The 25441-nt window shown below is 40.5% G+C and carries 17 protein-coding genes and 1 pseudogene; 14 read left to right on the plus strand and 4 right to left on the minus strand.

From position 1 onward, the window contains the following. Positions 1-122 precede the first annotated feature (122 nt). The 3 genes from R0J88_RS02370 to R0J88_RS02380 all read left to right on the plus strand — a co-directional run bounded on the left by R0J88_RS02370 (position 123) and on the right by R0J88_RS02380 (position 4652). Positions 123-1775 (plus strand): pseudouridine synthase, encoded by a 1653-nt coding sequence (locus R0J88_RS02370; protein ID WP_410898950.1) that lies wholly within the window; start codon positions 123-125, stop codon positions 1773-1775. Between the two features lie 284 nt (positions 1776-2059). Next, entirely contained in the window at positions 2060-3979 is a 1920-nt protein-coding gene (locus R0J88_RS02375) for a diguanylate cyclase (protein ID WP_410898951.1), read from the plus strand. A gap of 247 nt (positions 3980-4226) precedes the next feature. Further along, positions 4227-4652, plus strand: coding sequence for a hemerythrin domain-containing protein (locus R0J88_RS02380; protein WP_410898952.1), 426 nt, complete (start codon positions 4227-4229; stop codon positions 4650-4652). 85 nt (positions 4653-4737) lie between these two features. Here the strand turns inward: R0J88_RS02380 and R0J88_RS02385 are convergent, their stop codons facing one another. Further along, positions 4738-5151: a hypothetical protein gene (locus R0J88_RS02385; protein WP_410898953.1), complete on the minus strand. Its 414-nt coding sequence runs from the start codon at positions 5149-5151 to the stop codon at positions 4738-4740. 246 nt (positions 5152-5397) lie between these two features. Between R0J88_RS02385 and R0J88_RS02390 the strand changes: the two genes are divergently transcribed. The 10 genes from R0J88_RS02390 (at position 5398) to R0J88_RS02435 (ending at position 22035) form a co-directional block, all read left to right on the plus strand. Beyond that, positions 5398-7752 (plus strand): TonB-dependent receptor, encoded by a 2355-nt coding sequence (locus R0J88_RS02390; RefSeq protein WP_410898954.1) that lies wholly within the window; start codon positions 5398-5400, stop codon positions 7750-7752. A gap of 191 nt (positions 7753-7943) precedes the next feature. Then, positions 7944-10097, plus strand: coding sequence for an FAD-dependent oxidoreductase (locus R0J88_RS02395; protein WP_410898955.1), 2154 nt, complete (start codon positions 7944-7946; stop codon positions 10095-10097). A gap of 1 nt (position 10098) precedes the next feature. Further along, positions 10099-10905 (plus strand): DUF547 domain-containing protein, encoded by an 807-nt coding sequence (locus R0J88_RS02400; protein WP_410898956.1) that lies wholly within the window; start codon positions 10099-10101, stop codon positions 10903-10905. Then, positions 10892-12169, plus strand: a complete 1278-nt coding sequence (locus tag R0J88_RS02405) for an ABC transporter substrate-binding protein (RefSeq protein ID WP_410898957.1) — start codon at positions 10892-10894, stop codon at positions 12167-12169. The genes R0J88_RS02400 and R0J88_RS02405 overlap by 14 nt, the downstream gene beginning before the upstream one ends. Then, entirely contained in the window at positions 12166-13920 is a 1755-nt protein-coding gene (locus tag R0J88_RS02410; RefSeq protein ID WP_410898958.1) for an ABC transporter permease, read from the plus strand. The genes R0J88_RS02405 and R0J88_RS02410 overlap by 4 nt, the downstream gene beginning before the upstream one ends. A 22-nt stretch (positions 13921-13942) precedes the next feature. Next, complete coding sequence (locus tag R0J88_RS02415) at positions 13943-14581, plus strand: ATP-binding cassette domain-containing protein (protein WP_410898959.1); 639 nt, start codon at positions 13943-13945, stop codon at positions 14579-14581. 31 nt (positions 14582-14612) lie between these two features. After that, a complete protein-coding gene (locus R0J88_RS02420; RefSeq protein ID WP_410898960.1) occupies positions 14613-15257 on the plus strand; it encodes a CDP-alcohol phosphatidyltransferase family protein in 645 nt (214 codons plus the stop codon). Beyond that, positions 15250-16041, plus strand: coding sequence for a sterol desaturase family protein (locus R0J88_RS02425; RefSeq protein WP_410898961.1), 792 nt, complete (start codon positions 15250-15252; stop codon positions 16039-16041). The genes R0J88_RS02420 and R0J88_RS02425 overlap by 8 nt, the downstream gene beginning before the upstream one ends. 262 nt (positions 16042-16303) lie before the next feature. After that, positions 16304-18967, plus strand: a complete 2664-nt coding sequence (locus R0J88_RS02430; protein WP_410898962.1) for a family 16 glycosylhydrolase — start codon at positions 16304-16306, stop codon at positions 18965-18967. A 74-nt stretch (positions 18968-19041) separates the two neighbouring features. Continuing rightward, positions 19042-22035 carry a TonB-dependent receptor gene (locus R0J88_RS02435; protein ID WP_276754835.1) on the plus strand — a complete coding sequence of 998 codons (2994 nt, stop codon included), beginning with the start codon at positions 19042-19044 and terminating at the stop codon, positions 22033-22035. A 92-nt stretch (positions 22036-22127) separates the two neighbouring features. On the opposite strand, the pseudogene R0J88_RS02440 reads toward R0J88_RS02435, so the two are convergent. Both R0J88_RS02440 and R0J88_RS02445 read right to left on the minus strand, forming a co-directional pair. After that, positions 22128-22589: pseudogene (locus R0J88_RS02440) on the minus strand (peptidase); the annotation flags it as partial. Between the two features lie 53 nt (positions 22590-22642). After that, positions 22643-22942 (minus strand): hypothetical protein, encoded by a 300-nt coding sequence (locus R0J88_RS02445; protein ID WP_410898963.1) that lies wholly within the window; start codon positions 22940-22942, stop codon positions 22643-22645. A 203-nt stretch (positions 22943-23145) separates the two neighbouring features. On the opposite strand from R0J88_RS02445, the gene R0J88_RS02450 reads away from it, so the two are divergent. After that, positions 23146-24807 (plus strand): asparagine synthase-related protein, encoded by a 1662-nt coding sequence (locus tag R0J88_RS02450; protein ID WP_410898964.1) that lies wholly within the window; start codon positions 23146-23148, stop codon positions 24805-24807. 54 nt (positions 24808-24861) lie between these two features. On the opposite strand, the gene R0J88_RS02455 is transcribed toward R0J88_RS02450, so the two are convergent. Then, positions 24862-25188, minus strand: coding sequence for a nuclear transport factor 2 family protein (locus tag R0J88_RS02455; RefSeq protein ID WP_410898965.1), 327 nt, complete (start codon positions 25186-25188; stop codon positions 24862-24864). Positions 25189-25441 lie beyond the last annotated feature (253 nt).

Consider the following 25441-nt stretch of genomic DNA (forward strand, 5'->3'; position numbering starts at 1 on the left):
ATAGTGAGGCCGGCATTGTTGCTGGCCTTTTTTTATTATTTTAGAACCAATACCCCCTAGCAAGCTCATGCTGTGATAAAATCTAAATTAATTCTTCGCCTCAATTTCATAATTCGACCGCTATGTCTAACAGCCCTTGTTTTACCCCATTTGCTCAACCTGTTTCCACTATTCCTTTACCGGAACAGTTTACTTACCCCTTTTTTTACGAGCCACACCCGTTAACTATTGCAGCAAGCGAACAATTGCAACAGCAGCTCGAAACACTGCCACATTTAAAAGCTGAAAACGCGGGTAAAATGTTTGGCGTGTTAGTGGTTAAAAATGAGCAAAACGAACTGGGCTTTTTAGCTGCCTACTCAGGGCAAGTTGACGCAAACAAAGTCAGTATTAACTTTGTGCCCCCTATTTCAAGCATGCAATTAAACGATGAAAATTACTTAGCTAAAAGCAAAATAATAAATGACTTGAACGCACAAATAGACGAACTTGAAAACAGTGAGCAGCTAAAGAGCATTAGCCAATTATTAGCTACCGCCAACGAAGGCTTTGAAAAAGAGCTGCAAGCGCAGCATGCTTTAATGCAAAAAAGCAGAAAAAAGCGTAAAAAACAACGCAGCGACGCTGAAAAAAAATCGAGTAAAACCAAAATTCAACAACTCAAAAAAAAGCTAGCAACACAAAGCATTGAAGAAAAAAAGCAGCTTCAGGCATTAAAGCAAAAATGGCAAACACAGCTAGTCACACTTGAACAAGCGCATAGCAAAATAAACGATGAACTTGAACATTTAAAAAAACGCCGTAAAACGCTCTCCAAAAGCTTACAAAAAATACTATTTGCTCAATATCAATTTCTTAATATTAATGGCGAAATAGAAGACCTCAATGCTATTTTTGCCAAATTACCTGAGCATACGCCGGCATCGGGGGCAGGTGACTGTGCAGCCCCTAAATTGCTTCAATATGCGTTTAAACATAACTTAACACCTATAGCCATGGGTGAGTTTTGGTGGGGAGCCCCGCCTAAATCTGCGGTTAGGCAGCATAAAAACTACTACCCATCTTGCTTTAGTAAATGTCAGCCTATCTTAGGCCACATGCTAAAAGGCTTAAATGTAGAACCTAGCCCACTGTTGAATAACCCTGCACAAGGTAAAGAGCTTACTGTTGTTTACCAAGATGACGATTTGGTCATAGTGAATAAACCGGCAGAGTTTTTATCGGTCCCGGGCATTACCATAGACGACTCTGTATTCTTGCGTATGAAAACACAATTTCCAGAAGCTACAGGCCCACTTATTGTGCACCGATTGGATATGTCAACCTCAGGACTATTAATTATTGCCCTAAATAAACGGGCACATAAAGCCATTCAAAAACAATTTATTGAGCGCACAATAGAAAAGCGCTACGTTGCTTTAGTCGATGGGAATATAGAACAAGAAAGCGGTACTATAGAGTTACCCCTAACACCAGATTTTGATGATAAGCCGCGTCAAAAAGTGTGTTACCAAAAAGGAAAGCCTGCACTTACAACATGGCAAGTACTTGAGCGAAAAAACAACACAACTCGCTTGCAGCTCTACCCTAAAACAGGGCGCACACATCAACTGCGTGTGCACTGCGCACATGTATTAGGTTTAAACACCCCTATTATTGGTGATACACATTATGGTAAAAAAGCAGACCGGTTACACCTGCATGCTGAGTATCTAGCATTCACGCACCCGATTAATCACGAGCGTTTAGAGTTTAAAATTGATGCTGATTTTTAACAGATAAATACTAAAACCACCATAAATAAGGCTGCTATCACGCTTATACTAGGATTATAGGCGTAGATATTTTTATAAAATAACTTTTATGGTAATGTAATTGGATAATTAATGGTTAACCAATACTTAATAGAGATTGAAAATGCTAGATATAAACGTCTCTCAAGGCTACAACCTGCTTGAGTTTTTGATTACTAAAAGTATATGGATGAGGTTTAGCCAAAATTTAACTAACCCTACGTTTTTCAAAAAAGCTACACGTATCAAGTTAGTAAGGGCTTAATATGACTAATAACATGCAATTTAAAGCAAGTTACCTATCGGTGTTGGTTAAACAGCTTGTTGTTGTGTGTTTTTTACTCGCCGCCTTTCAAAGTATTGCTTATTCAAACAACTTTTCTACCCCTGAGCTCAGTCAGCAAGACGTACGCACGCTGATTAAAAGTGTAAGAACAGATAAACTTGATTACCTGCAAAACAAAAAACAAATCACTCAAGCTTACGAGCAAAGTAAATTAAAACAGAATGGCGCTTTGCATTTAGAAGCTGCAGCCATTTATGCCGAACTGCTTTTTAGGGAAGAAAAGTACGAAAAATTAGATAAACACCTCACTGTTTACTTATCAAATCAGCAATTATCTAAACAACCTGACGTATTACTGCTATTTTTGGAGTCACAATTAAAACTGCTTAGCCTACAAAAAGAACTCCAAAAGGCAAACGATGTTGTTAATCAACTAAAAACACGATTTTCTCAATCTACACCGGCTGAAAAAATCATTATTTTAAGAGCCTTTGCATACTTTTATACCGAAACAGATGAACTGAAAAAAACCTTGAGCGTGGCACTTGACGGATTAGAACTGGCGATGCAAAACAACGATATTGCATCGCAAGGCTATTTTTACAGGAAGATAGCCGATGCGTATAATTATTTAGAAAACAAAGAAAAAGCAATAACATACGCTAAAAAAGCGCTGATCGCATATCAGCAAACTCAAGATGGCTTATATACAGCTAAAGCTTACTGGAGCTTGGGCAATGTATTACTTGAAATAAATAAACCAAACGAATCCCTCATTTATCTAGACAAAGCACTCTCTTACTTTGAATCTGTTAACATGCAAAAAGGACTGTCTTTTGCTCAGTATTCAATTGCTAATATTTTATACAAACAAGAAAACTACGAAGATGCGCTCGCCTTAGCCACAAAAAATATTGAGGTTGCCCACCTAGCCGGAATAGGTGATATGAAACTCGCATCGATGATATTGATGCTAGATATTTATAAAAAACAAGGTTTACTTAAAAAAGCCGATAAAATGAACGATGAAGTATTTTCGATGATCGATGATTTTAGCCGCAGCATTTATAAAGCCGATTACCTTCAAAAGCGATACCAGTTAAAACGAAGCCTCAACAAAACAGACGATGCATTTGACGCAATGGAGCAAATGCTTACATTTATAAAAAAGCATTACGAAGCCACCAGCGAAACAAACATTAAAACACTGCAAATAAAATTTGAAGTAAAAGAAAAAGAAGAAAAAATACTCCAACTAGAATACGACAAAAACATTAACGAATTACTCGCTAAAGAAGAGTATCAACAAAAAATAATTTGGCGGTTAAGCGCAACAATTGCGTTTATTTTAGTTATTGTGTCGTTATTACTTATTTATAGACAAGTACTACAACGTAAAAAATATTATAACATTGCGCTGACTGACTACTTAACTAGCAGTTTAAATCGACGCGGTATTATGCAAAAAGCGGCTCAAAAACTTAAGCAAAGCAATGCTACAATTGCCATTGTCGATCTAGATTTGTTTAAGCACATTAACGACACTTACGGCCACGATGTGGGTGACTCCGTTCTTAAAGCTTTTGCTCGTGCAGCACAAAATACACTTGCTGGTGACGACCAATTTGGCCGCTATGGTGGTGAGGAATGGTTATTTATTTTAAACACCGTTGATAAACAAAGCGTTAAAACAACGTTCGATTCTATTGCCAATACACTGATAGATATTTGTAGCGAAATAGAAGGCTTAAATAATACTGAAACCATTACGTTTAGCGCAGGTGCAGCAATTAGCTCCTCCTCTAACCGCTCACTTGAAAAACTGATCATACATGCTGATGAGCTTCTTTATAAAGCCAAACAAAGTGGCCGTAATCAGGTTAATGTTGAGCAGCCCTAGGCGTATTAAAGCTTAACAAACACATACCCCCAAATATGTTTTTAACAAGCTAATTGTAAATAGCTGCACGTGAAGTATTAGCTCGTATTAAAAGTAAGAAATTATTTCACCCTCTCGTCTGTAAAAAATACACAAACAATCCAAAAACATAGCCTAAAACCTATAAAAGCATTAATTTCAACAACTTAAAATCTGGCACTGCGTTTGCTTATTAGTTATTAAGCAATGTAATTGATTAGGATGATTTATGAATATTTTTGAAGCACTACGTAATGACCATGACAAACAACGCAAACTAGTTGACGCGCTTATTCAAACCAAGGGCGACACAAAAAAACGTCATAGCTTAATGGATGAGCTAAAAACAGAGCTAGAAGAACATGCAAAATTTGAAGAGCGCTACTTTTATAATCCATTAATTTGTGAAGATTTAACGCAAGAAAAAGCACGCCACAGTGTTGCAGAGCATCATGAAATTGATGAACTAATTGAACAACTTGAAGACACCGAAATGAGCTCATCAACATGGTTAGTAGAAGCTAAAAAACTACACCATTTAGTGCATCATCACTTAGATGAAGAAGAACATGAAGTATTTCAACTAGCCGGTAAAGCGCTGTCTGAAGGGCAAAAAGAGCGCTTAGGTGACAAATACAACGACGCAATGCATTAATCGTACAAGTAAGAATTCATACACCTCCCTGTGTACTTTTGGTTATAAGCTAATTAGCTTATAACCACTTTTTTGTTTGGCTGTTTTATTTAACAGTATATTTTACGTCTTGATCCCGTAATAAATAAAGTGCAAAACACGCTGCCCACATTGGCCACGCTGCAAAAAATAATAAATTATTAAAGCCATCAATGTACTGATTGTAAGATGAAAGTGTTGATAGGCCGTGAATTATAAAAATAATACCGTAAGTAATACGTTTTTTAATACCCGCTAAAAACGCTAAAACAAGTACTAGCTGCACCGCGCCAATAATGTAAGCCACCATATCTGTAGAGCCACTAATCCCATAAAAATGCTCAAAAATACGTGCGCTATGTCCAGGGTTTACAAACTTATCGAACGTCCACATAACCATTACAATAAACACACCTACACGCAAAGATAAAAGTGACCACTGCAAACGATTTTGAACATCACTACTTAAAGAATCCGTCATAAAATTTCCTTTAAAAATATATAAATAAACCAAGAACAGAACAAGACCGTATAAGGTATGATTAATTTCAAACTATTTAGATTTAATCCAAGTAGGTATTCAACAACATTTAAAGCTTAAGACTATAATAAGAATAATTTGCACGCATCCATTCTAAAAATTAAAAAAGTTTTACTTTAATTGAAAGATATTTTTATTCCTTTCGGTCTTTATCGCCAATAACTAATTACACTAGAGAGACACCCCTTGAAACACGCATACTTAGCACTATCGTTAGCCACCATATTAAACACTCCCCTTGTTGCTTTTGCAGCTGAAAAAACGCAAGCAAAAGATTCGATTGAACACATAGAAGTGGCTGGTCAAGTTATAAAGTCTCAAGGACTTTCTGTTAAAAATGAAACAATTGACGGTCCTTTTGGTGATAACTTAGCACTTCAAGACATAGCACGCTCAGTTACGCCTATTTCAAGCGAACTTATAGAACAGCTTAACATTACTACTTTACAAGATGTATTAGCAGTAAGCCCAAACACATACTCTGCAAGTGGCTTTGGCGCGCCAAGTTTACCTACTATTCGCGGTCAATTGGGTGAGCTTTTTCAAGATGGTACACGTCGTCAAGCAGGTAACAATGGGTTTGGCGTGCCGTTATCGTTCAATTCTGTCGAACAAATAGATGTAGTAAAAGGCGCACCGCCGGTTTTGTTTGGTTCAAGCCAACGCAACGGTGGATTTGTTAACTTACAGTCAAAAGTAGCGTCAACGGACGAAAGTAAAGGCAAAGCGAGTTTATCGGCCGGTCGTTGGGACCAATACAGTGCGCAAATAGATTACACTGCGCCAATTATTAAAGACAAAGTCGGGTTTAGAGTAAGCTATGAACATCTTGACCATGGCAGCTATTACGATTATTCAGGTACTAAAAGCGACAGTTTATTTGCAGCACTAAGCATTTTGCCAGACGATAAAAGCACTTGGGATATTAACTTTGAGCTATACCAAGTCGAATTTACCGACAACGCCGGTATTAACCGCCCTACCCAAGCTTTAATTGATGATGGCCTTTATATTACTGGCCAAGGCGTGCAAGCAAATGGCAGTACAGTACCGGCGGCGGGTTCGATTGTGTCGCCTACTGGGCAAGTAAACATTGATCGCAGCACTGTACTTACTGACCCTGATAACCAAAACGAAGCTACAACTTATTTAATTCACAGTATTTATAAACGTGAGCTAAGTGCAAATGCCTCACTTAAAAACATCACCTACTTTCAACATTTACAGCGTGAAGAGATTGCCCAAAATAGCTTTGTTGAAATTATTGACGGCGCCGACACGGCGCAAAATCGAACAGAACTAACGTATAGTTGGAACGACGAACAACAAACTATTTTTGCTTTTGACGTACGCTATAACAAAGTGCTTGGTTACAGCCAGTTCACCACAGAGGCCGACTTACCTATTGATTTAACTGGCCCATTATCAAATCGCCGCATTCCTTTAACAGACGCACAAAAGGCACGTTTGGTTGAGCTTCGCCCGGGTGTGTTCGTATCACCTGGTGCACAGTACGATATAGATAACGATGGTAGCGGCGACTTTAACCTGTCAGACACCACTGACTCACGTTCATGGCAAACAGGTTTTGCTATTCAGCAAGACTCAGATTGGACAGATAAACTTCATACAAGCGTAGGTTACCGAGTAGATTATTATGATGTAGAAGCACGTGATCCTATTGCACCACAAGGCCAAACTGCAGCAAGTGATAGCATTAACGACACACTTCAGTCAGGTCAGGTAAGCTTTAATTACAAACTAAACGCTGATTTCACAGGCTACGGTGCTGCAAGTTATAACGAGGCCACATCAAACAGTATGGCTGGCGGTAATGTGCTGGGTGGCGGCAACGTGATTAGTGCACAAAACTTTGCAACAGAAAACACACTCGTAGAATTTGGTTTAAAATACGCCCCAATCGACAGTGATTGGTATGCCGATGGCGCTGTATTTAGTCAACGCCGCAGCTTGCGTAATCGCGATGGCAGCAATACGGGTATTCGTACCACGGGCTTTGAAAGCCAAGTATTTTACGATGCTTACCCTTATTGGCTAAGTGCGGGCTACAGCTACATAGATGCCCGCTACGATAACTCTGCAAGCAGCCAAGATTCCGCTCAAGTCGCTGATGCGTTTGATAACTCACGCCCAGACATTATTGCTGGTACGGGCGTTGGCGCGCCAAGCTTTACACCATTTGCACCGTCAAACAGTCAAGTACAAGGTATTCCAGAGCAATCGTTTAGTTTTAATGGTAATTATTCAATTACCTCGAAATGGCAAACTGGTTTTTCAGGTCTATATACAAAGAGTTACCCATTAGACTTTTTACAAACAGTTAAAATTCGTGATCAGTACACGCTAAACGTAAATACTAGCTATGCATTTACGCCTAGTACTAAGTTACGTTTAGATGTAAATAACATCACAAACCAAAAAAATTGGCGTCCTGTTTTTGAAGGCGGCTACTTTGGCGCAACCTTGGCATTCCCTGAATTGCCAATAAATGCCAAGCTGACTCTGACCCATAAGTTTTAAAATTTATGAATATTTAGCTTTAAAGGTTAAATGTACATAAATTTGCTTCTTATAAAACGAGGTAAAGCCTATGTGGTGTGGTCATCACTCATAGGCGTTTTAAAGTAAAATTACTGCTAAACAGGCGCAGCCCAAAGGATTTACCTAGTGCAATCCAAAAAGGGTAATAGGCCCTAATTAAGAGAGAGAACATGATAAAAAAATTATTATTAATAGTGATTGCCGCCGCTGCTATTGGCGCGTTCTTTCATTTTAATTTACACCAGTTACTAACACTTGATGGCTTAAAAGGGTCAATGGATCAATTTGATCAGTACAAAGCACAGTCGCCGCTGCTTGTTATTGGCGGCTTCTTTTTACTTTATGTGGTAGTAACGGCTCTCTCTTTACCGGGTGCGGCTATATTGACACTGGCCGCAGGTGCCTTATTTGGCTTAGTTGAAGGCTTATTGGTTGCCTCGTTTGCCTCTACGGTAGGTGCTACGCTTGCCTTTTTAGTATCGCGTTACTTACTGCGCGATACAATTAAACAACGTTTTCCTGAGCGCTTAGACGCTATTGACGCAGGCGTTGAAAAAGAAGGTGGGTTTTACTTATTTACCCTTCGTTTAGTACCCGTATTCCCGTTCTTTTTAATTAACTTACTAATGGGTGTTACTGCAATTAAATCGTGGACCTTCTACTGGGTAAGTCAGGTAGGTATGCTCGCGGGTACTTTTGTATTTGTAAACGCGGGTACGCAACTTGCGCAAATTGAGAGCTTATCTGGCATTTTATCGCTCGATCTTATTTTATCGTTCGCTTTATTGGGTGTGTTCCCTTTTATTGCTAAAGGAATCCTAAACGTGTTTAAAAAACGTCGCGTATACAAAAATTATACTAAACCTAAAAAGTTTGACCGTAACATGATTGTTATTGGCGCAGGTGCTGGCGGTTTAGTGACAAGCTATATTGCAGCAGCGGTTAAAGCCAAAGTAACGCTAATTGAAGCCGGCGAAATGGGCGGCGATTGTTTAAACTACGGGTGTGTGCCAAGTAAAGCCGTTATTAAAAGTGCTAAAATTGCCGAGCAAATTCGCCACGGTGAACACTACGGCTTAGAAAACGCCACACCGCAGTTTTCGTTTAAAAAAGTAATGGCACGTGTACACAAAGTAATTGCCGACATAGCACCACATGATAGCGTTGAACGATACACAAACCTTGGTGTAGATGTGGTTAAAGGCTACGGTAAATTATTAGACCCGTGGACTGTAGAAATTAAGCTTAACGATGGCGGCACACAAACATTAACAGCCCGTACTATTGTTATTGCCACTGGCGCACGCCCATTTGTACCGCCATTACCGGGTATTGAAGAAACAGGCTATGTAACAAGCGATACGTTATGGACTAAGTTTGCTGAGCTTGAAGAAGCCCCTAAAAAGCTTGTTGTACTTGGCGGTGGTCCAATTGGGTGCGAACTTGCACAAAGTTTTGCTCGTTTAGGATCAAGCGTTACGCAAATTGAGATGAGCGAACGCATCATGATCAAAGAAGACCTAGAGGTGTCTAAATTTGCTCACGAAGCGCTAACAGAAAGCGGCGTAAACATTTTAACCTCGCATCAAGCACTGCGCTGTGAAGCGCGCGACGGTAAAAAATTCATTGTGGTAAAACATAACGATACCGAAATCGATATTGAATACGATGAGCTACTATGTGCTGTGGGCCGAAGCGCTCGCCTTAAAGGTTACGGCCTTGAAGAACTCGGTATTGAAACTAATCGTACTGTAGTCACTAACGAATACCTTGAAACGCTTTACCCTAACATTTTTGCCGCTGGCGATATTGTAGGTCCGTATCAGTTTACGCACGTAGCCGCTCATCAGGGCTGGTACGCCGCAGTAAATGGCTTATTTGGTAATCTTAAAAAGTTTAAAGTAGATTACCGTGTTATTCCGTGGACTACGTTTATTGACCCAGAAGTAGCACGTGTTGGCTTAAACGAGCAAGACGCTATTGATAAAGGCATAGACTATGAAATCACTCGCTTTGAATTTGAAGAGCTAGACCGCGCCATTACCGACAGCGCCACCAAAGGCTTTATTAAAGTAATTACACCAAAGGGCAAAGACAAAATACTCGGTGTTACAGTGGTATCTGAGCACGCTGGCGATTTAATAGCTGAGTTTGTACTAGCAATGAAACACGGTTTAGGCCTTAACAAAATACTAGGCACTATTCACAGCTACCCCACGTGGGCTGAAGGTAACAAGTACGCAGCAGGCGAGTGGAAACGCGCTCACGCACCTGAAAAAGTACTTAACATGCTTGAAAAATACCACACATGGCGCAGAGGCTAATATGTTTAAAACACCTTTAAAAGCGCTATTGTTAGGGTCTGCTTTGCTTGCAACATCGTTTGCAAGCAAAGCTCAAAATATGCACGAGGGCTGGAATACATTATTAAACAACCATGTTGTGGCTATAAACCATGGCCACAGCACTGAGGTTGATTACGCAGCAATAAAAGCTAAGCACAGCGAGCTTAAAACCTATTTAGATTCGCTATCGGCTGTTACGCAAAATGAGTTTGATAAATGGGAAAAACCTAAGCAGCTGGCGTTTTTAATTAACGCATATAACGCCTTTACTGTTGAGCTTATATTAACAAAATACCCAGATCTTAAGTCAATTAAAGATTTAGGCAGCTTTTTTAGCTCACCATGGAGCAAAGAGTTTGTACCATTACTTGGTAAAACTCGCAGCCTTGATGATATAGAACATGGTTTAATACGTGGCAGTGGTAAATACAACGACCCACGTATTCACTTTGCTGTAAATTGCGCAAGTATTGGCTGCCCAGCACTACGTGAAGAAGCCTACACAGCCACTGATTTAGAAAGCCAATTGCAAGCGCAAACGGTACGTTTTTTATCAGACATGACCCGCAATATAGCGCAAGATAACACGCTAAGTGTGTCTTCAATATTTAAGTGGTACGGCGATGATTTTGAACAAGGCTTTAAAGGTGCGAATACGCTGCAACAGTTTTTTATGCAATACCCTAAAGCACTAAAACTGATACCCGCTCAGCAAAAAGCGCTTAAAAATAACGACATGAAAGTTAAATTTTTAGACTACAACTGGGATTTAAATGCTCGCCAATAAATTTTGGCAAACATTATCGCGATACAGCTTTTGCTGTGTCGCGTTTTGCATTTGCCTTGTTATTAGCTTTAAAAGCCTAGCAAGTACACAATTACAAAGCCGTTGGCAGCAAGTTGAAAGCTTAGGCAAAGACCAAAGCGTATATTTTTATGCATGGGGTGGAGATGCGCAAATAAATGCGTATATTCAATGGGCCGCACAGCAAGTAAAAACCAAATACAACATTAACTTAGTACACGTTAAACTAAGTGATACCAGCGAAGCGGTAAGCCGCGTACTTGCCGAAAAAGCAGCAAACAATAACGATAAAGGCAGCGTAGATTTAATTTGGATAAACGGTGCTAACTTTGCCACCATGAGCGAGCACTCATTATTACTTAAACAATGGGCTAATAAGCTGCCTAATTTTAGCTACACCGACCCTGACAATAACCCCGCTGTTAATTTTGATTTTGGAATACCCACCAACGGGATGGAAGCACCTTGGGGCCAAGCTTCACTCACCTTTTACTACGACAGTTTAGCAATTGACGGCACTGCAAATAACACACTACCAACAACTCTTAACCAATTACTTAGCTGGAGCGCACAAAACCCAGGGCGATTTAGCTACCCCAAACCGCCTGACTTTTTAGGCATGAGCTTTTTAAAATACGCGCTTGTTATGCTACATCAACAAAGTGATGATACACTTAAAGCGCAGTTAAATCAGCCTGCTACTGCACAAAACACAGCCCAAGTATTAAACCCATTATGGGACTTTTTAAATAAACTGCACCCAACACTTTGGCGCGATGGCAGCCATTTTATGCAAAGTGGTGCACAAATGCGCCGTTTAGTAGGCGACACCGAGCTAAGCATAGCGTTTACGTTTTCAGCACCAGAAGTGCCCGCCGCCGTTAAACGTTATGATTTACCTAAAAGTATTCGCAGTTATGCAATGCAAGATGGCAGTTTAAGTAACACCCACTTTGTAGCCATACCTTATAATGCAAGCCACCAGCAAAGTGCGCAGTTAGTGGCTAATTTTTTATTAAGCCCAGAGGCGCAAGCTCAAAAACAAAAAGCGCCTATATGGGGCGATAAAAGTGTACTTATTCAGTCAACGCTAACACCACAGCAACAAGCCTTATTTAAAACAACTCAGCCGCATCCAAGCGCGCTGCCTTTGAATAGTATTAAACGCACGCTAAGTGAGCCACACCCAAGCTGGGTAAACGCTATTATGCAAGGTTGGCAAACACGTTTTGGAATAAGCCAATGAGTGTTGTTTCAAATAAGTTAGCAGCAAGCCCAACGCTTAAACCACATAAAAGCGCCGATATGTTCAGTAAATTAGTTAAATTAAGTCCACGCTTTTTACTGGCATTACTAATTTTGCCGGTAATAGGCGGCCTAATTAGCGTGCTACTCCCCGCTTTTGGCTATGCGCCAGTACTTGAGCAAACAACACTAGGCCTACATGGCTTTACTATGCTTATGCAAACACCCGGCCTAACACACATGGTTATGCTAAGTGTTGGCACCGGATTAATAAGTACCTTGCTTGCCTTTATCATTACGTTAATGATTTTAGCGGCATTTTTTAATAGCCCGTGGCTTAACCGTATTCAGCGTTTACTGAGCCCAATACTGGTAATTCCCCACGCAGCAGCTGCTATTGCGGTTGGTTTTTTAATTGCTCCTTCGGGCATGATCTCGCGTTTAGTATCGCCTTGGTTTAGTGGGTGGGAACTTGCGCCTAACGGCATGTTTCCGCATGACGCGTTTGGTATTAGTATAATTTTAGGCTTAACCCTTAAAGAGCTGCCTTTTTTACTGTTAATGGCGCTAGGTGTGCTTGCCCAACCTGAGCTTGGCAAAAAACTGCGCCAACAACATAAAGTAGCGCTTAATTTAGGCTACTGCCCTATGACTGCTTTTTTTAAAGTGGTACTACCAAGCCTTTACCCATTACTGCGCCTACCCATTTTAGCCGTATTGGCTTATGCCAGTGCAAGTGTAGAAATGCCACTTATTTTGGGTCCAAATACACCACCCACATTGGCTGTAGCTATTATGCACTGGTTTAACGATGTAGATTTAAACCTGCGTATTAAAGCCTCTGCGGGGGCGTTATTGCAGCTTGTACTTACTGGCGGTTTGCTAGCGCTTTGGCTTGGCGGCGAAAAAGTGATAAAAGCATTATTTAGTGACTTACTCACCAATGGCGAGCGAGAATATGGCGGCGTTTATTGGCAAAAAATAACAACCGTATTAACAGTATTTGTGATTGGCTTTATTTTGCTCTCGTTAATTGGCTTAATTATGTGGTCGGTTGCCGGATTTTGGCGTTTTCCGTCGGCTTTGCCCGAGCAGCTCACGCTACTTCACTTTAAAAGTGCGCTAATGCAAATGCAAAGCCCGCTTTTTAATACCCTTGCTATAGGGCTAATTACTTCGTTATTTGCCATTATTATTACCCTTTTGTGCTTAGAGTCAGAGCAATTAAGTGCAAAACCCATGTCGCGCTTTACCAGCTTAATTATTTATTTACCGTTGCTTGTACCAAGTGTTGCGTTTTTATTTGGCCTAGTGTGGCTGCAACAACTAGTAAATAACCAAGCCGCGTTTTTTAATGTGGTATTTACCCATTTATTGTTTGTACTGCCGTATGTGTTTTTATCGCTTGCGAGCAGTTATAGGCGATTAGACCCTCGCTTTGCTCATGTAGCAGCAAGCCTTGGCGCAACACCCTGCAAAGTGTTTTTACAAGTAAAATTACCCCAGTTATTTGCCCCTATTTTAATTGCGGCCGCACTTGGTTTGGCCATTAGTTTTGGCCAATATTTACCGACTCTTTTAGCCGGTGGCGGGCGCATTGCAACAATTACAACCGAAGCGGTTACCCTTGCAAATGGCGCAAGTAGGCGCACCAGTGCAGTGTATGCCATTATGCAAATGGCATTACCACTCATTGGCTTTATACTGGCGTGGGTTTTACCTAAGTACTTTTTTAAAAGCGCACATCGCTAACCCATAAATTAAAAGGTTTTTAATGCAGTCATCTTTAGAGATTAAAAATTGTGAGCTTTATCGTCAACACGAGCAATTACTAAGCTTAAACGAGCAGGTAAAAGGCGGCGAAATACTTACTATTATGGGGCCATCAGGCAGTGGTAAATCAAGTTTATTAAATTGGCTTACCGGCACATTACCCAGTGGTTTTAGAGCAAATGGCGAAGTGTGGCTTAACGGCGAAAATATTAATAACTTACCCGCACATTTACGCCACATAGGCGTGCTTTATCAAGATGCGTTATTATTTTCGCATTTGTCGGTAAGCGGTAACATTGCCTTTGCCATGCCTAAAGGCAATAAAAAACAGCGCCTTGAAAAAATAGAGCACGCCCTTGAACAAGTTGGATTAAAAGGCATGGCTAATCGCCACCCCGACAACCTCTCTGGGGGGCAACAAGCCCGCGTTGCTTTATTGCGTATGCTATTAAGCGAGCCAAAAGCGATTTTACTTGATGAGCCCTTTAGCAAGCTCGACACCCAATTAAGAGTAGATACCCGCGAGCTGGTATTTAGCCAAATACGTGAGCATAAACTGCCCGCTATTATGGTCACCCACGATCATAGCGATGCAGAAGCCGCAAACGGCAAACTGATCACCTTAAATTTAGCCAAATAAATACACGCACAAAAAGCACAAGGCACTAAGCATGTTAGACAAATACATAACCCCGGTAATAAAGCCACTGTTAACCCCTGTTGTGGCGTTAATGCACAAGCGTGGTATAACGCCCGACCAACTCACTGTGGTTGGTTTTTTAATAGGGCTATTAGCTGTACCATTAATTGCGTTTGAAATGTGGTACGCAGCGTTAACAGCTATTGCTTTAAATCGTATTTTAGATGGGCTAGATGGCGCATTGGCACGCCATGCAAATTTAAGTTCAAGCGCTGGCGGTTTTTTAGATATTACCCTCGATTTTTTATTTTACGCGGCAATTCCGCTAGGTTTTATTTTGGCAAACCCCGAGCAAAACGCCATTGCAGGTAGCATATTACTGGCCACCTTTATAGGCACAGGGTCAAGCTTTTTAGCCTTCGCCATAGCCGCTGAAAAATTTAAGCTCGAAAAACCTCAATTCAAATACAAAAGCTTTTACTATTTAAATGGTTTAACCGAAGGCACAGAAACCATAGCGCTGTTTATTGCCTTTTGTATTTGGCCGCAGCACTTTGCCATAATGGCGAGTATTTTTGCCACTGCGTGCGCTATTACTATTTTTACACGTATACATGGTGGTTATAACACGCTTAAACGCCAAGAAGCCGATGAGGTTAAACAAGCCAATGAGTAATGAAATTTGGTGGCGATTAGGGTTCTTTTTTAGCATTTTGGCTATTATGATGCTGCTAGAATCGCGTATGCCTGCCCGTAAATCGCCGATAAAAAGTACCACCCGGTGGTTGGCTAATTTTGGACTGGTGTTTGCTTCATCATTAATTGCGCGCTTAAGTGTGCCAATAGGTTTAACTGCCGTAGCGCTTTATAATCAAGAGCACGGTATCGGTTTATTTAATCAAATAGCCACACCAAGTAGTGTTGCTATTATTTTAAGCATATTACTACTTGATATACTTATTTATTGGCAGCACCGGCTGTTTCATCAAGTGCCTATTTTGTGGCGCTTGCACCGTGTGCACCACGCCGATGCCCATGTAGATACCAGCACAGGTTTGCGTTTTCACCCTATCGAAATTGTACTCAGCATAGTTATAAAATTGATTGCCGTTACCGCTTTAGGGGTACCCGCTATTGCAGTATTAATATTTGAAATAGCACTTAATGGATTAGCTCTGTTTAACCATGCGAATATTCGCTTGCCAAATGCAATAGAAAAGCCACTTCGGCTCATATTAATGACCCAAATACTGCACCGTATTCACCATAGCCAACGCGTGAACGAAACCAATTCAAACTATGGATTTAGCGTTATTTGGTGGGATAAACTGTTTGGTAGTTACAAAAATGAAGCGCAAAAAACCGATAACGACATAGATATAGGCTTAAAAGAATACCCAAGCCAAAAACAAAATGCGTCTCTTTGGGCATTGTTAATCATGCCATTTAAAAATAAGTAACAACTATTCTTTTAAAAAATAAAATCATTAAACAAAATTATGCAGTTTAATGATTTTAGAACTACTATTTATTCGTTAAACAGTAAATTAATTGTAAATAATTTAGACAAATATGTTGACCAAATCACAACTGGACAATACTATTTGTAAGCGCTTACAATTACACACGCAAATGTAAGCGCTTACAGAAAGTATAAAAGCTATAAAATCAACTAAACTTAAACACATATTCTGACAATTATCAGTTGAACGGGGTTCAGTTATGAACATTGAAACAACACGCATTACACGCCTTCTGGCAGCTATTTCATTAGCGTCTTTGGCCGGCTGTGGTGGTGACGCTGCAACAACAAACACAAATACAGAAGTCGTTAATTCTTCAGAGCCAGTCTCAGACTGGCGCATGGTATGGAATGACGAATTTGACGGCACTAGCATTGATACAAACAAATGGAACTTTGAATTAAACTGTGTTGGTGGTGGTAACAACGAAAAGCAATGTTATACCGATAACGAAGAAAATGCCTTTATCAAAGACGGCATGCTGAACATAGTCGCACTCCCTGCAGAAGAAGGCGCAGCTAAACCTTACACATCAGCCCGCTTAAATACCCGTTACAACGCAGACTTTACATACGGCCGCTTTGAAATGCGCGCAAAATTACCGTCTGGTCAGGGTAGCTGGCCTGCATTTTGGATGATGCCAACTGATGAAGAGTATGGCACTTGGCCACGTTCTGGTGAAATTGATATTTTAGAAGCTGTAAATCTAAAAGTAGCCGCTGAAGATGGCACTATTGAATCTTACGTGCACGGTACTCTTCATTACGGTCGTGAGTGGCCAAATAACGCTAGCTCAGGTAAGGCTTATTTGTTACCTGAAGATATGAACCCAGCTGATGATTTTCATACTTACGCTATTGAGTGGCAAGAAGGTGAAATCCGCTGGTATGTAGATGATTACCTTTACGCTACACAACGTCGTTCTGAAGTTCGTTACAATTCAAAAGACGAAGCTGTTGGCCTTAAGCACAAAGGCTGGTTTGCGGAATACTTTGAACAAGGAAGCGGCGAACTTACAACACATTGGGATAACGCCCCTTTCGATAAAGATTTCTACCTTATATTAAACCATGCAGTGGGTGGAGATTGGCCTGAAAACGTTAACAACCTAGGTATTGATGCAGACGCATTTGCACAAGGCCAAAGCTTTGAAATTGATTACGTTCGAGTATACGAATGTGCATCAGACCCAAGCACAGGCAAAGGCTGTGAAACAGTTCGCCCAGGTTACGACAGCCTAGACGACGCACTTGTAGAAGGTGCAGCACCTGTACCTACTCCACCAAGCGACGGCGTAGCCCGAAACCTTGATGTATTTAACGGTAGCCTAGACGCTAACTGGATTGCATGGGATTGTTGTGGCGGCACTGTACCAGAGATTATTACTGATGCAGACAAAGGTGACGCAGTTAAATTTAATATAAACGATAACAACGGAACTGTGCTTGGCTTCTCTACGCGCGGCGGTCACTTTCCAGACGACTTTACAGGAACATCGTCTCCATTTGATGCATCTCCATTACTTGAAGTAAACGGCCGTTTAACGTTTGACATGAAAGTGGTAACGCCTCCAACGTCGGATACTACATGGATACTTAAAGCAGAAGCAGGTGACGGTGGCCCAAATACAGGCGACGTACCATTAAGTGAAAGCAATGAAGGTGTAACACCTGTAACTGGTCAATGGCAAACATATACCTTCCCATTATCACTACTTCAAGAAAAAGGCTTAGATTTAAGCGCAATTGATGTGCTTATGGTATTCCCGGCATGGCAAACAGGTGAAGGTGCTGAGTACCTTATTACTAATGTAGCAATTGAAGGTGACTTGGGTGCTTCTCCTGAGGTTGTATTATTCGACAACGGACAAAGTTTAGATTGGCCAATGTGGGATTGCTGTGGTGGTTCAACACCAGTTGAAGCATTAGACGACGAAGAACACGGTTTAACTGCAGAGTTTAGCATTGGTGAAGCACCTACAGTAATGGGCTTTAACACACGCACTTCTGCAGGCGGAAGCGGCACACCATTCGATGCGACTAGTATTTTAGAAAATGGCGTTCTGCAGTTTGAACTAAAAGTAATGTCAAACCCTAACAACCCTGACTCAACTTGGTTAATGAAAATTGAATCTAATGAGGGTGACTCAGCGGTAGAGCTTCCGTTAACAGACGCAGGTGACGCGCCAGTTGCAGGTGAATGGAAAACTTACACTTACACCTTAGCCGACCTAGCAGGTGCAGGTTTAGATGTTAGCGCGATAGATGTTGTTATGATTTTCCCAGCATGGGGAACCGGTGAAGGCGCAGTTTACCGTGTAGATAACGCTAAAATTTATGACCCAAGTGCAGCATCTACTGCAGGAAGTGAAATTACAATATTCCAAGATACTGCTGCAGAGCAATGGAGCATATGGGATTGTTGTGGTGGTTCAACACCTACTGAGGAAACAGACGATAGCGATCACGGTACCGTTGCTGAATTTGTAATTGGCTCAGCGCCAACTGTTATGGGCTTTTTAGCCGATGAAGGTGTTTCTTTTGATGCCTCGTCTATCCTTGCAAATGGGGTTGTACAATTTGAAATGAAAATGGTAACTCCACCTAACGCAACAGACGCTCAATGGTTATTTAAAATTGAATCAACTGGCGCTGCGTCTGCAGTGGAGCTTCCTCTTGCAGAAAGTGTTGAAGGTCAAGTACCGGTTATTGGTCAATGGCAAACGTACACATTTACATTGCAATCACTTTTTGACGCCGGTTTAGACATCAGTGATATCAACGTGTTAATGGTTTTCCCAGCATGGAGTACGGGTGAAGGCGCGGTTTATCGTATCGATAACGTAATTATCGCAAACCCGTAGAACAACCATTGAATGGTAGGTGCCTTTAAATAGGCACCCACTAACTGTAATAAATTTAGAAAAGCAGAGCAATTATGAACACATTCACTTTTAAAAAGAGCCAGTTAGCAGCTTCTGTGTCACTTATCATCGCTGCAAGTACATTTAATTTAGCCTATGCAGCAGAAGAAAATACTGCTGAACCTGAACTAGAAATCATTGAAGTAAAAGGTATTCGCGGATCATTAATCCGTTCAATGGATGTAAAACGAGATGCTTCTGGTGTAGTTGACGCCATCTCAGCTGAAGAAATGGGTAAGTTCCCAGATACAAACTTAGCAGAATCATTACAACGAATTACTGGCGTATCTGTCAGCCGATCAAACGGTGAAGGTAGCCAAATTACTGTTCGTGGTTTTGGTCCATCGTTTAACTTGGTAACACTTAATGGTCGCCAAATGGCGGGAACAGGTTTTACACGCTCATTTAACTTTGAAAACTTATCATCAGAAGGTGTAAGTTCACTTGAAGTAATGAAAACTGCACGCGCTGATTCACCAACCGGTGGATTGGGTGCAACTGTAAATATTGTTACCGCAAAACCATTACAAAAGCCTGGTGAGCGCTTTTCTTTTATGGCTAAAGGTATTCACGATACATCTGTAGAAGAAGGCGATAAAGTAACACCTGAAATTGCAGGTATCTACAGTAATACCTTTGATGACGAGCGTTTTGGTGTGTCGGCTAACTTTTCATATCATCGTCGTGATTTTCAACGACAAGCAGCAAATGTTCGCTCTTGGTTAGTTAATCCAAATCTCTCGGTTGATGCAGCTAATATTATTGATAACCGCCCAATGGATGCTGAAGGTAACCCGGCTAAACAATTCTTTGACCCAAACGCTGGGGAAAATGGTGAATTTGTTTCAGCCGCTTTCTTTCCGCAAGAAGTTAGTTTTGCAAAAGATGACATTCAACGTGAGCGCTTAAATGCGCAAGCAACATTTCAGTTTGCACCAACAGATAACCTAACTTTTACGCTTGATCATACGATTTCACAAGCAACGACCGGGAATAACTCATTGTCTTGGGGTATTTGGAACGGATCGTTTGGTGGTAATGCCAATGCTTATGAACTTGATGAAAATGGTACAGCTGTTTATTACAACTCTGCAGGTGACGATGCATCCTTTACTGCATTTCGTGAAACATCAGAAGTAGATTCAAAAGCAACAGGTATTAACGTTGAGTGGTTAGCAACCGAAAACCTGAGCTTTAACTTTGATGCTCACACATCTAAAACAACGACCGATAATGGTAAAGATCCTGGCTTAGGCGCTAACGCACGAATCATTTTAGGCTCGGCAGACATTTCAACTAAAGAGTACTCTTTCCGTGAAGGTGACGTACCTGGTTTTAATGTAAATTGGAATAACGGCACGCAAGAAGTTGACCCAAACCAAATTGGCTCTAACTTTAGTATATTTACAAGAACACCCGGTGAATCAGAAGTATCTCAAGTACAACTAGACGGTAAACTATTTACTTACACTGACATTGGCTTAGAAACAGTAAAGTTTGGTGCTGCATACACTAAGCAAACACTTAGTGGCTGGGGTGGCTCTAATAATGCCAATGCACCAGGCTTTAATAACGGTACATTTGCTGAGATATTCCCAGATAGTATGTTCGAGCGAGTTGATTTAAGTGGCTTTCTTGACGAGTTTTCATTTGGTCCTAACGGTGTAGCGCCAGGCTATGCTTACACTTATGATCTTGATGAAGCATTTGCTCGCCAAAGCGCTTTTTTAACTGAAGACGTAATAGGCAGTGATGTTTACCAAATAGGCACCTTTGATGGCTTCCCAACCAACAAAGTAGAAGAAGAAACAATCAGTGTTTACCTGTCTACAAATTGGGTGTTTAACGTTAGCGACTACGATGTTTTTGTAAATTTAGGCCTTCGCTACGAAGAAACTGACATCGTAAGCCCAGCTAAAAGCCGTGTTGCTCAGCAAGTATATTGGGCAGGTGGTTCTGAGTGGCTAACTGAATTTGCCAGTGGCGGCGAATTAGTTGAGGTTGATTACAAAGGTAATTACGATCTTCTTCTACCTATGATAGATGTAAAAGTCGACCTTTCTGATAACTTAGTGTCACGTGTATCTTGGGGCCAAACAATCACACGCCCTACCCTTGGCGACATGCTTGGCAACTTAAGCTTAACACCGTCACCTAAGTTAAATTCAAGAAGCGGTAGCCGTGGTAACCCAAATTTACAACCGTTTAAATCAACAAACTTCGATCTTAGCCTTGAATATTACTACAATGAAGGTAGCTACGCTGCAGTGGGTATGTTCTGGAAAGATGTAGATAATTGGATTGATAACACGCAAGTAACAACCACGTTTGAAGGCCTGCATGATGTTTATTTAGGTCAACGCTGGAATAATGCAGTAACCGCAATTGAAGGACGTGGCGAGCAGGCAACTGACTCTGCTATCTATAATGAGATTGTGGCAAATGGCGTAGGAATTGGCGAAAACAACCGTGTACTTCCTGACTCAGCAACTGATCCATTAATAGAGTGGACAATCAACTCACCAGAAAACGTAGGTTCTCGTAAAGTAAATGGTGTTGAGTTTGCGATACAGCACTTATTCGGCGAGTCAGGTTTTGGCGCTGGTTTTAATGCCACTATTGTTGACGGTGATGTAGAGTACGACAACTATTACCTTGCATCTCAAGCTGTATTAGCTGGTCTGAGTGATTCTGCCAATCTACAAGGTTTTTACGAAAAAGATGGCTTATCAGTTAAAATTACTGGTGCATGGCGTGATGAATACCTAATTGCGCAAGGCCTACCAGATTCGGGTGCTACGGCTCCTCCACAATATGCAGAAGAATATTTACAGTGGGACATTAGCGTTAACTACGAAGTGAATGAAAGCACTACCGTATTCTTTGAAGGCGTTAATTTAACAAACGAGACAGAGCGTTCGTTCAGTCGTTTTGAAAGCCAGTTCTTAAGTGCTGCACAATACGGACCGCGTTATGCATTTGGTTTTAGATACTCAATGGGTAACTAAACTTAAATAAATACCAAATAAAAACCGATCTAAAGTGGAGTGACCCCCAATAGTTGGACAATCCAATGCCTGGGGGTCTTTTTATTTTTAAGCTATGGGATGCGCTTAATCTGCTCTAATAGTATATTCGTTGTCCAATCAACGCCGTTATACACAATATCTGGCTTGTAAAAATCACCTGCCCCTCGCGCTCTATTTACATATACTTTATTTGGCACTACAACTTTACCTAAGCCTGAAGGTAAATCGGCTAAACGTACCTCCATATACATCGAGTCAGCGCTACTGGGTGCACCAAACAACGTGGTATTTTCAAAAAGCTTAAACTTATCAAGCGCATCTAAACAAGCACTAGCGCATTGCGGCGGCACTATAACAAACACCTTGGTTTTAAAGTCACTCACTAACGGCTCTTCTGGTAGGATATTTAGCGTATTAGTCTCTCGTTCTAAATAAAATGAATCACCACTTTTAAGTGATAAAGCCATGCCCGCAGCTACAGCTTTAAATATTTCGGGTTGCTCTTTTATTATGTCCAATAGAGACATTGCATGATACCAAACAGACTGATGCAAATTTAACCTAAAGGTCAACAGACCCTAATCATTTAATGCTTGAGTAAATGAATCCATTCATCAGGGTTTGCTATAATAAAATCATAAGTATCTTCATTTTCTAATGTGATTGTTATTGCATCGCTTGTTAGTGGTAAAATGCCAGCACCTGTACCTACTGACTTTTCAATTTTTACGATTGCGCTGCGTGTCAAAGTATAAGGTCCTAAACCAGCACTTTCATTGTATGGCTCAAAACGAACCTCACCTTGCGTTACATAAAGTTTACCATCGGCTTTTACCACACCACTTTGGTACGTAGCAGTAGATGATTTGAGTATTTTATTGTTCATCCGGCTTTCCTGCTGATTGATAAATTTACTTTTATAAAATGTATTCACTTTAATAAGTTATATAGTTTTTTGTTTTGAGGCAATTAATTTGTACCTAAAAAGTCAAATTCAATTAGTACTGCGAATCTCTAGCAAAGTATTAATTAATCTTGGTACAAACCTTGATACCTAATTAATAACAAAACGACTTACAGGTACGGGTTATGGCGAAATTTTTTGGAATTTATTGTGCATCTGGGCTAACTCAACATCATGATTTTATTATTAATAAATTTAAAGCCGAAGATGCTAAAGTAAACAGTGGCACAATAAACGAAGTACATGAACAGGCTCTTTACTTAGCTAGTTTAGATTATGAAACCTTTGGCCCACATGCTTTTTTGCAAACAGATTCGCATATTGCAACACTGGTTGGTCACCCACTTTTAAGCGCGAACCGAAATAATGATTTAAACACCCTAAACTCACATTATACCAATGCAATGCTTACAGAATGTGAAGGTGTTTTTTGTATGGCACGGTATAACAAGGTTACGAATGTATTAAACTTAGTTACCGATTCCCTTGGGGTTCGCCCTTTTTACTATATGTATTATGAAGGTGCTTTTATTTTTAGTACCCAATATAGCTTACTCAAAAACTTAGGGTTACCACTTACCTGTAATTACGAAGGAATGATGGAATATGCAACACTTGGGTATTACCTATTTGAGCATACCCATTACAACGAAATTTCGTGTATTCGCCCAGGAACTCGCCTAGAAGCATCATCTAACGGGGTTACTAAAACACAGTATTTTGACTGGAGCAGCCTTACTAAAAATAATGATAATTACGAAAAAACACTGCATAGCTTAAAGCAAGACCTATCTAACAATGTAAACAAATATATTGATAACGATAATCACGTGCTCACTACGCTATCGGGTGGATTAGACTCAAGGTTGATTGCGTGTTTACTTAAAAGACAAAATGTAAACATCACCGCCCTTAATTTTTCACAGCACCAAACACAAGACTTATACTGCGCAACAGCGTTCGCAAAAAGCCAGAAAATTGAGCTTGATGTTATTCGTGTTAACGATACGCAGGCAAAAACAATTGAAGACAGACTAGGCGAGCATTGGTTAAACGGCAAACATCCAGACCACCCTAAAGTAACACGTCCTCGTTTAGCATGGTCTGGCAATGGTGGAAGTGTTGGGCTGGGTGTTATTTACTACTCAGATGAAGTTTACGAAGCGGCTTTAACACAAGAACCTGAGCACCTTGCTGACGCTTATTTATCGCAACAATTTGCTTATATCCCCAAATCAATAATCCATAACGCTGATAAAATGCAAGCCAGACTAAAAGCTAATATCGTAACGTCATTAAAAGAGTTTGGAGATATTCCTCTTGAAAAAGCTTACTATCTGTTTTTATTACTTAACGATCAGCATCACCATTTAGCCATTCCATTCGATAAAGTGGACGAGTATCAAATGGATTTTTGCCTGCCCTTTTATTCCTGGAAAGTACTTCGACATGTTTTGTCGCAACCAACGTCACAAGTAAGAAAGCATCGCTTTTATCATGATTTTTTACGCTATGCATTCCCCGAAGCCCTAGATTCGCCTTGGCAAGCATATCCTGGCCATGTTCCATGTTTATTACCAAAAGAAGGTATTGATCAATGGCAAATTAAACGCCCCAAGCAGTTTAAACCCACTAAGGTGTACCAAATTTTCAGTCAGTTAATGACAAGCCAACATAAGCAGTTAGTTAACCTAGCCTCGTTTAGTGCGGTTGCGTTACTACATGCTTCTGGCATTAAAAGCTATAACGATAAGCTAAAGGTTATTGAAAATATGCTTAAGTGGTAACATTAAAACACCTTGCTGTAGGCCTCTACTCAAGGTGTTTTAAGCAAGCTGTTTTTATTTAGTTGGTGGGAACCATACGCTAACAATTTTGCCATTACGCACTTCATACACCGTAACGGCAAACATATCATCTCTACCGTCACCAAGCCTAATTAACCGCTCATAATCAACAACCACAGGCCCATTCACAATTCGATTTTCAAGAATCACTTTAAATGATTTTGGCGCTGTTTTTAAAAACTGATACGCTTTGATTAAGCTTTCTTGCCCAATAATGTCAGGAGCGCCTTCTTGGCTATTTTTAATTTTTATATCGGCCGAGTGACAGCTTACAAATAGCGCTATATTTCGTGCGTTATAAGCCTCTAATTGCGCTTGCACTACTTGCTCAGGATTGGTACTTGCCGAGCACGCTAACGCATCACTCGCATAAAAAGGCTAAACTGCGCAAGCATTGAGACAACTTCCATAACAATAAACATCCTTGAAAATAAACTGGGCAGTAAGAAGTTAGTTGGGAAAATAACTAAAAAGATGACTACAAAAACTTAAAAAATACAACACTAGCAATAAGCAAATATAACCTAAAGCAGATTGCAAAATAGAATTAAGTAAAATTACTTAAATACAAAAA

Origin of the sequence: Pseudoalteromonas sp. SIMBA_162, assembly GCF_046535955.1 — a bacterium.
GTDB classification, from domain to species: domain Bacteria; phylum Pseudomonadota; class Gammaproteobacteria; order Enterobacterales; family Alteromonadaceae; genus Pseudoalteromonas; species Pseudoalteromonas marina.

Bases quoted from the DNA above. Each gene is read 5' to 3' on its own strand.
- R0J88_RS02395 (WP_410898955.1), top strand. From the start codon at position 7,944: ATGATAAAAAAATTATTATTAATAGTGATTGCCGCCGCTGCTATTGGC.
- R0J88_RS02380 (WP_410898952.1), top strand. From the start codon at position 4,227: ATGAATATTTTTGAAGCACTACGTAATGACCATGACAAACAACGCAAA.
- R0J88_RS02450 (WP_410898964.1), top strand. From the start codon at position 23,146: ATGGCGAAATTTTTTGGAATTTATTGTGCATCTGGGCTAACTCAACAT.
- R0J88_RS02405 (WP_410898957.1), top strand. From the start codon at position 10,892: ATGCTCGCCAATAAATTTTGGCAAACATTATCGCGATACAGCTTTTGC.
- R0J88_RS02430 (WP_410898962.1), top strand. From the start codon at position 16,304: ATGAACATTGAAACAACACGCATTACACGCCTTCTGGCAGCTATTTCA.
- R0J88_RS02385 (WP_410898953.1), bottom strand. From the start codon at position 5,151: ATGACGGATTCTTTAAGTAGTGATGTTCAAAATCGTTTGCAGTGGTCA.
- R0J88_RS02410 (WP_410898958.1), top strand. From the start codon at position 12,166: ATGAGTGTTGTTTCAAATAAGTTAGCAGCAAGCCCAACGCTTAAACCA.
- R0J88_RS02400 (WP_410898956.1), top strand. From the start codon at position 10,099: ATGTTTAAAACACCTTTAAAAGCGCTATTGTTAGGGTCTGCTTTGCTT.
- R0J88_RS02425 (WP_410898961.1), top strand. From the start codon at position 15,250: ATGAGTAATGAAATTTGGTGGCGATTAGGGTTCTTTTTTAGCATTTTG.
- R0J88_RS02445 (WP_410898963.1), bottom strand. From the start codon at position 22,942: ATGAACAATAAAATACTCAAATCATCTACTGCTACGTACCAAAGTGGT.
- R0J88_RS02375 (WP_410898951.1), top strand. From the start codon at position 2,060: ATGACTAATAACATGCAATTTAAAGCAAGTTACCTATCGGTGTTGGTT.
- R0J88_RS02420 (WP_410898960.1), top strand. From the start codon at position 14,613: ATGTTAGACAAATACATAACCCCGGTAATAAAGCCACTGTTAACCCCT.
- R0J88_RS02370 (WP_410898950.1), top strand. From the start codon at position 123: ATGTCTAACAGCCCTTGTTTTACCCCATTTGCTCAACCTGTTTCCACT.
- R0J88_RS02435 (WP_276754835.1), top strand. From the start codon at position 19,042: ATGAACACATTCACTTTTAAAAAGAGCCAGTTAGCAGCTTCTGTGTCA.
- R0J88_RS02415 (WP_410898959.1), top strand. From the start codon at position 13,943: ATGCAGTCATCTTTAGAGATTAAAAATTGTGAGCTTTATCGTCAACAC.